The 6,618-nt window shown below is 71.0% G+C and carries 8 protein-coding genes and 1 pseudogene; 1 reads left to right on the forward strand and 8 read right to left on the reverse strand.

Annotated elements, in window-relative coordinates:
• From J1C73_RS05895 to J1C73_RS36275, 7 genes and pseudogenes are all read right to left on the reverse strand, one after another.
• Positions 1-207 (reverse strand): hypothetical protein (locus J1C73_RS05895; protein WP_207315401.1); only part of this gene is annotated, 207 nt, incomplete at its 3' end.
• A complete protein-coding gene (locus tag J1C73_RS05900; protein WP_207315402.1) occupies positions 204-1,502 on the reverse strand; it encodes an MFS transporter in 1,299 nt (432 codons plus the stop codon). The genes J1C73_RS05895 and J1C73_RS05900, both read right to left, overlap by 4 nt.
• The gene (locus J1C73_RS05905) at positions 1,502-2,848 is read right to left on the reverse strand and encodes a discoidin domain-containing protein (protein ID WP_207315403.1); all 1,347 of its coding nucleotides are present in this window, start codon (positions 2,846-2,848) and stop codon (positions 1,502-1,504) included. The genes J1C73_RS05900 and J1C73_RS05905 overlap by 1 nt, the downstream gene beginning before the upstream one ends.
• Positions 2,849-3,415: 567 nt before the next feature.
• Positions 3,416-3,712, reverse strand: coding sequence for a class I SAM-dependent methyltransferase (locus tag J1C73_RS05910; RefSeq protein ID WP_207315404.1), 297 nt, complete (start codon positions 3,710-3,712; stop codon positions 3,416-3,418).
• Between the two features lie 215 nt (positions 3,713-3,927).
• A pseudogene (locus J1C73_RS05915) lies at positions 3,928-4,530 on the reverse strand (permease); the annotation flags it as partial.
• A 169-nt stretch (positions 4,531-4,699) separates the two neighbouring features.
• On the reverse strand, positions 4,700-5,332 hold the full coding sequence (locus tag J1C73_RS05920) for a DUF8832 domain-containing protein (protein WP_242643781.1): 633 nt from the start codon (positions 5,330-5,332) through the stop codon (positions 4,700-4,702).
• On the reverse strand, positions 5,233-5,556 hold the full coding sequence (locus J1C73_RS36275; protein WP_504742781.1) for a hypothetical protein: 324 nt from the start codon (positions 5,554-5,556) through the stop codon (positions 5,233-5,235). The genes J1C73_RS05920 and J1C73_RS36275 overlap by 100 nt, the downstream gene beginning before the upstream one ends.
• Between J1C73_RS36275 and J1C73_RS05925 the strand changes: the two genes are divergently transcribed.
• Entirely contained in the window at positions 5,550-5,855 is a 306-nt protein-coding gene (locus tag J1C73_RS05925) for an ArsR/SmtB family transcription factor (RefSeq protein WP_307797612.1), read from the forward strand. The two genes, J1C73_RS36275 and J1C73_RS05925, sit on opposite strands and share 7 nt — an antisense overlap.
• 23 nt (positions 5,856-5,878) lie before the next feature.
• Here the strand turns inward: J1C73_RS05925 and J1C73_RS05930 are convergent.
• Positions 5,879-6,618 (reverse strand): MFS transporter (locus J1C73_RS05930; RefSeq protein WP_372446654.1); only part of this gene is annotated, 740 nt, incomplete at its 5' end.

A 6,618-nucleotide genomic window follows, 5' to 3' on the forward strand; every position in this document is an offset into this window, starting at 1 on the left:
TCCTGTGGCCGGGTCCCGGAAGTACAGCGCGGGCCCGTGGAGAGTGAACGAGGCGTCGGCGTCCGCTTGTTGCCGCCCTGATCGGTGACTCGCGTGCAGGGCGTACCCGACGGAGCCGCCCGTGAGGAGCAGCACCGCGGCCACCACGGCGGCGATACGGGCCCGGGGGCCCAACGGGGTCGCGGGTCTCGGGAACCTGAGACTCATGCGGTCCGCCTCTCGGGGATCGGGGCTCCCGGCCCCTCGTGGGCCGGGGTGCCGGACGGGTTGCGCGGCAGTAGCGCCCAGCCGCCGGCGAGCGCGGCGAGCAGGGCCGATATCGCGGCCCACAGCGCGGGGCGCGGCCCCCACACCGTCCACGCGGCGCCGAAGCCCGCCGCGGCGAGCATCCGGGCCAGCGCCTGGCCGGTCTGGAGCAGGGCGAGTCCGCCCGCCCTGCCGTAGGCGGGCAGCACGGGTCCGGCGAGGGCCATCAGTACCCCGTCGGTGGTTGCGTAGAAGACGCCGAGCAGCGCGAGGACGAGAGCAAGGAGGAGCGGGGCCGGGCCGCCGGTCGGGGCGAGGAGCGTGGCGTACACACCGAGCAGCGCGACGTGTCCGTACAGGAACGGCAGCCGTCGGCCGGCCCGGTCCGCGATCCGGCCCGCCGGGACCGCGAGCAGCAGATAGCACGCCGCCGCGCCGAGCGGCAGCAGCGGGAACCAGCCGACAGGGAGACCGAGGCGGCGTTGGAGCAGCAGGTAGACGAAGGCGTCACCGACGGTGGCGGCACCGAGCAGGGTGGCGGCTCCGAGAATTCGCCGGAAGTCGCGATCACGGAGTGCCGCAAATACTTTGCGTTTGGGCTGAATTGATTTCGTGGGTGGTGCCGGGTGGTGCCCGGGAACGTACAGGACGAGGAGCAGTACCCCGAGCAGGCCGACGCAGAAACTGACGACGAACACGGCGTCGTAGGCGTCGGCGGTCGCCCAGAGCAGCGCGAACGCGGCGAGTGGGCCGAGCAGGGCGCCGGTGGTGTCCATCGCCCGGTGCACGCCGAAGGACCGGCCGAGCGCCTCGGGCCGGCTGCTCAGGGTGATCAGCGCGTCACGGGGCGCCGTACGGATACCTTTGCCCACCCGGTCGGTGGCGAGGGCAGCCGCGATCCCGGCGGTGGCGCCGCCCGCGAGCAGCAGGCCGAGCCGGGAACAGGCGGAGAGGGCGTAGCCGATCCCGGCGACCCGTTTGTGCCGGTGGCCACGGTCGGCGGCATGTCCGCCGAGCAGCCGCACGACGGAGGCGGCACCATTGAACAGGCCGTCCAGGAATCCGAATTGGAGAGGTGAGAGACCGAGTCCGAGGACGAGGTAGAGCGGCAGCACCGCGGTGACCATCTCGGAGGAGATGTCGGTGACGAGGCTGACCGTGCCGAGTGCCAGGACGGTGCCGGGGACGCCCCGCCCCGCCCCGCCGGTGCGGGGCGGGGCCGACGCGTCCCGGCGGCCTGTGGTCGCCAGATACATCAGTGGCAGGCGTACTTCGGGCTGGTGTCCTTGGCCTTGCCGTCGGTGCCGACGTAGCTCCAGCTGTAGCCGGAGTCGGTGAAGTCCAGTTTCAGAACGCCGTATTCACCGCTGATCCGCTTCTGACTGTTGGGCTGGACGTTCTCGATGGGGTACGGCTCGGCGCCGCCCATGCCGCCGACGATCTCGGTGATTCCGTCGGCGGTGGCCTTCCCGTCGGGGTTCTGCGGGGCGAACCGCTCGTAGTGGTGGTCGTGCCCGTTGAGCACGAGGTCGGCCTTGGCCCCGTACAGGATCTTCCAGACCGGCCTGCTGACCGGGTCGTTGCCGTGACCGCCCGAGGAGTACAGCGGGTGGTGCCAGTAGGCGGCGATGCACGCCTTGCTGTTCTTGGCGAGGTCGGCCTTCAGCCAGTCGGTCTGGGCGCTCTGGTCCAAGGAGTTGGAGTCGAGGGCGATGAAGTGCCAATTGCCCTCGTCGAAGCTGTAGTAGCTCTTTCCCTGCGGGTAGGCGATCGCCCCGAAGTACGTCTTGTAGCCGACCAGCGATCCGTCCGGGTCGTATGTCTCGTGGTTGCCGGGCACCGGGTGCGTCTTGTCCTTGAAGGCGCCCCAGGTCTTGTCGTAGTAGGCGCGGAAGTCGGCGATCCGGGCGTCGTCGTACTGGTTGTCGCCCATCGTCAGATAGAACTTCGGATTGAGCTTCTGGGCCAGTGCGGCGGTCTTGGGGTGGGCGCAGTCGCTGTCGGACGCGGTGCACTGGGCGGCGATGTCACCGGCCGCGACCACGGTGAAGGCGCCGGTGGGCGGGGGCCCGCTGTCGAGGGTGCCGTACACCTCGGCCTCGTACAGCGAGTAACCGTAGGAGGTGCCGCGCGCGGTGCCGTACACGCGCAGATAGCGACCCTTGCCCGAGAGGGCGGACCAGTCGTCGGAGCCGCCGTTGCCGGCCGTCTCGTCGGCGAGCCGCGTCCAGGTGGTGCCGTCTGCGGAGATCTCGATCCGGTACGCCTTGGCGTACGCGGCCTCCCAACTCAGCTTCACCCGCGTGACGTCGGCGGTGGCACCGAGGTCGACGCCAATCCACTGCGGGTCCTTGCCCTCGGCGCTCGCCCAGCGGGTGGCCGGGTCGCCGTCGAAGGCGTTCTGCGGGCCGAAGCCGGATTCTTCGCTGGAAGACGCGGTGGCGGGCTTGCCACGCGAAATGAGGGGGTCGGCGGCGGCACCGGCCCGGTCGGGGTAGGCGAGCAACAAACTGCCGACGAGCAGGAGTACGGCGGCGATGACCACGCCCACCGTACGGCGCCGCGTGGGCGTGAGGAGCGAAGCTGAGCCATTCGGGTGCATCCCTGGACTCCTGGCCTTGGGGGGTGGCGAGAGCTGGGCATCGGTGCGTGACCTCGCGTCCCCACCCGCGTGCGGGCAGGGGCGGCGTCACGGCGGCCGGGCCAGAGCTCTCACTGAGCGCGTCATGCCCACGGGAGTCGGGCATCGCGCCAAGCCGCCGCCCGGAATGCTAGCGAACAGTAAACTTTCCTACCAGTCCCCCAACTCCTCTTGTCTTGAACTCTGTTCGGCACCCGGGCGCATCCGGCTACCGGCCCTGCAGCGGCCTCGGGGAGGGATGTCGCCGTACGAGGCCGGCGATGACGGTGTCGGCGTGGAGTCCGCACAGGTCGGTGACGGCGAAGAGAGGCTCGCCGCCACCCGCAAGGCCCCGCCGCGCGGGGTACCGGCAGAGGGCCGGCCTCGAAGGGTTCCTTCATGCCGACTTGCTGCGGGAGTCTGGCGAACAAGCCTGCAAACAACCACCTGAGGCCAACTCTGTCCTGCACGCCAACGATGGCCGGGTCCGCCGGGGCGCGTGACGGGCTCTCCAGCGGGTCGTTCCGTTCAGCACGGGGCGGGGAGACGTTACGGACACGCAATGGGCTCGACTGGAGCTGCACCTTCCGAATAACGCCGGACTGGGCAGGCGGTGGATTCGGGTCGACCAGGTCGGCGCCGCCGACCTCGGCGCCCGTGTGGCGAGCTCACGGCGACGGCCAGGGCGCCGGCGTCGGCGCGGACGCGGGCCGCGGAGCAGCCGGCGGCCTGGCGGAGCATCTGCTCGGAGAGGTCGAGGCTGATCACGGTCGGGAAGACGGACGCGAGAGGGCGGGTGAACTGGCCGGTTCCGGAGCCCAGTTCCAGGCAGGTGCTGTGAGGCAGGGGGCCGCCGCGGGCGAGAGCGTCGCGTACCGGGTCGTCGCGGCCGGTTGCCTGGGTGGTGTCCCGATCGGGGGCGAGCTAGTCGGACAGTCCGGCAACGGGATCCGGGGCAATGCGGAAGTCACGGGTGTCAGTTGAGCATGGTGGGGGCGCGGGCGGATCGGCCCGGGGGCGGAGCACCGGCTCCCCCCCCGGGTGGAGAGAGCGGGCGGTGGTCAGCGGTGGTGGCCCCCGTGCGGTCCTCCGGGGCCCTGGCGCGGGCCGGTGTACTGGTGGGCTGAGTGGTCGTGTTCTGTGGTGGGGGAGCCTCCCATCATGCGGAGCATCGAGATGCCGCCGCTGCGGAAGAACCGGGTGAGGAGGGCGGCAGCCAGGATGAGGAAGGCGATGTTGAGCCAGGTCGTGTAGTTCCAGGTGACGCCCTCCATGGGGATCATCGCGTCGGCCCGGTCGGGGATGAGGCCCAAGCCGCCGAAGGTGAACTCCACGATGTAGCCGGCGACGACCATGGAGAGGTAGAACGTGCCGAGGAGGAAGAGCGTCATCTTCGTGCCGTAGTACTTCCGGTAGATGTTGAGGATCGGCAGGATCAGCAGGTCGGCGAAGATGAACGCGACGACTCCGCCGAAGCTGATGCCGCCCTTCCACAGGACGACCGCGAGCGGCACGTTGCCGATCGAGCAGACGAACGAGGCGATCGCGACCAGCGGGCCGATCAGCGGGCCCCACAGCTTGGATGCCAGCGGGTGGCCGTCGAAGAAGAACGTGCGCCAGAAGGAGTCCGGCACCCACGCGGCGATGGCGCCGGCGATGAGCAGGGATCTCCCAGGTCATGGAACCGGCGATCGACAGTGCGTGCAGTACGGCGTGGATCATCCCTGAAGCCTTCCGAGAAGAGCACGGGGCCCACCGACACATCGCATCTATGCGGTACGGCGCGGCGGGCTGGGCGCGTGGCACCACCCGGTGGGTGGCGCCCCGCGGGGTTCAGCCGACGTTCAGGGTCAGGGCTGCGGTGTGGAGCTTGCCGCCGGTCCGGAACTGCATGAGGAGCCGCCAGTTCCCGGAGGTCGGCAGTTCCGCGTTGATGGACAGTTCCGGTCCGCCGTGGTCGCCGTTGACCTTGGTGGTCGGGTGCAGGTGGGCGAAGGCGGTGTCGCCCTCGTGGAAGGCGGTCAGGTGGGCGTAGGCGTCGAGGAAGGGCTGGAGGTCGGTGACGGGCTGGCCGTCCTTGGTGACGGTCACGGTCAGCGGGCGCGCCATGCCGGCCATCGGCTCGCCGTTGACGGTGAGGGTGTAGCCGTCGACCTCGGCGGTCTTGGTGGCGGCCGGCAGCGGGATCTCCGTCCCGGTGCCCGGGACGGAGACGGTGCGGGACAGGACGAACGCCGTGGCCTTGCCGGCTCCGCTGCCGGGGTTGAAGGAGGTGACCATGCGCAACGAGCCGGGCGCGAGTGTGTCCAGGTCGGCGGTCCAGGTGGCCTCGGGGGCCATGGTCGGGTGGATGTGCTGGAAGCCGGTCAGGTCGGAGCGGATGGCGTAGAAGTGCATCCGCTTGGTCTGGTCGACGGCGAAGCCGGTGACGGGCCTGCCGTCCGGGCCGGTGACCGCGCGATGCACACCTGGAGCAGCAGACTTCGCCCGCCCGGTGGCGGTGGGCCGCGCTGCCCTGTCCGGCCCGGGGTCAGAGTGCGGCCGCCCAGGAACAGGGACGCGAGGACCGCGACGGCGGCCAGCAGACCGGGCGTCGTCAGCGGGGTTGTGTCGCGTGCGGGAGTCGCGACGCACGTCGCTCTGTCCATCGCCGCCGAGGCTGACGCCTGCTGCAGGCCGGGATGTGTCATCAGGGGCGCCGTCGCGGACTGCGTCGCGGCTGGGTCCTGCCGACCGCACCCGGCTCGTGCTCCTGCACCCCCTGGCGGCACATGAGGCGGACGTCGCAGCACTGGCCGAAAGCGTGGACGCGGCACGACCGGCGGTGAGCCGGCATCTGGCCCGGCTGAGAATGCCGGGTCCGGTGACCACCCGTAAGGAAGGCTGCCCGGTGATCTACGCGCTGACCGACGGACACCTGCGGCGCCTCGTCACGGAAGCGCTCGATGTGGCCGACCACCGGCTGACCGGGCGCGCACCCCACGCGTGAAGGACGTGCCCGGCCACTTGTTCTCAGGCTGGGGCTGGTGCTGCGGCCGGAGCGGGGTGGAGGTGTCCGGTGCGGCGCAGGCTGGTCAGGGCGGTGGCGCAGCCGAGCCCGAGGGCGGTCAGTGCCGCCCAGGGAAGCCACGGAGTGTGGGTGCGGGCGGCGAGGTCGAACAGAGCGCCCACCGCGAGATTCCCTCCGGCGACGGCGATGCCGGCCACCGTGCTGTAGGCGCCGTAGTAGGTGGCCACCAGACGTTCGCCCGAGAGGCGGACCAGGGTGTCCATCTCGAACGGGTACAGCAGCGCGGAGCCGGCGGCCAGCAGTGCCGCGCAGGCCACTAGGCCGGCGAGGCCAAGGACCGCGCCCAAGCCGTGGGCGGTGTGGTGGGGGCCGGGCAGCATGACCAGGAACGCCGCTCCCATCACCGCCAGGCCGATCGCGATGGCTTTCGGCGCATCCAGACGTTTCCTGGCCCATTCGGTGAGCCGGAGCTGTCCGGCGACGGCTACCAGGGCGGAGACGGCGAAGACGACGCCCATCGCGGTGCCGCTGGAATCGCCCACCAGGGCGCGGGCCTGGAGGGGCAGGGCGAGGTAGGTCTGGAAGGCCAGCAGGTAGGAGCCGGCCATCGCGGCGGAGAACAGCACGAAGGGCTGGTTGCGGGCAATCGCTCGCCAGTCCGCGGCGATTCCCCGCCAGCCGTTCGTACGCTGCGGATCCGGTGCCGGATGCCGGGCGGGCAGGGCGCGGGCCTGGACGATGG

It is taken from the genome of Streptomyces laculatispora, from assembly GCF_017353455.1.
Classification (GTDB): domain Bacteria; phylum Actinomycetota; class Actinomycetes; order Streptomycetales; family Streptomycetaceae; genus Streptomyces; species Streptomyces laculatispora.

Bases quoted from the DNA above. Each gene is read 5' to 3' on its own strand.
- J1C73_RS05905 (WP_207315403.1), bottom strand. From the start codon at position 2,848: ATGCACCCGAATGGCTCAGCTTCGCTCCTCACGCCCACGCGGCGCCGT.
- J1C73_RS36275 (WP_504742781.1), bottom strand. From the start codon at position 5,556: ATGACACATCCCGGCCTGCAGCAGGCGTCAGCCTCGGCGGCGATGGAC.
- J1C73_RS05900 (WP_207315402.1), bottom strand. From the start codon at position 1,502: ATGTATCTGGCGACCACAGGCCGCCGGGACGCGTCGGCCCCGCCCCGC.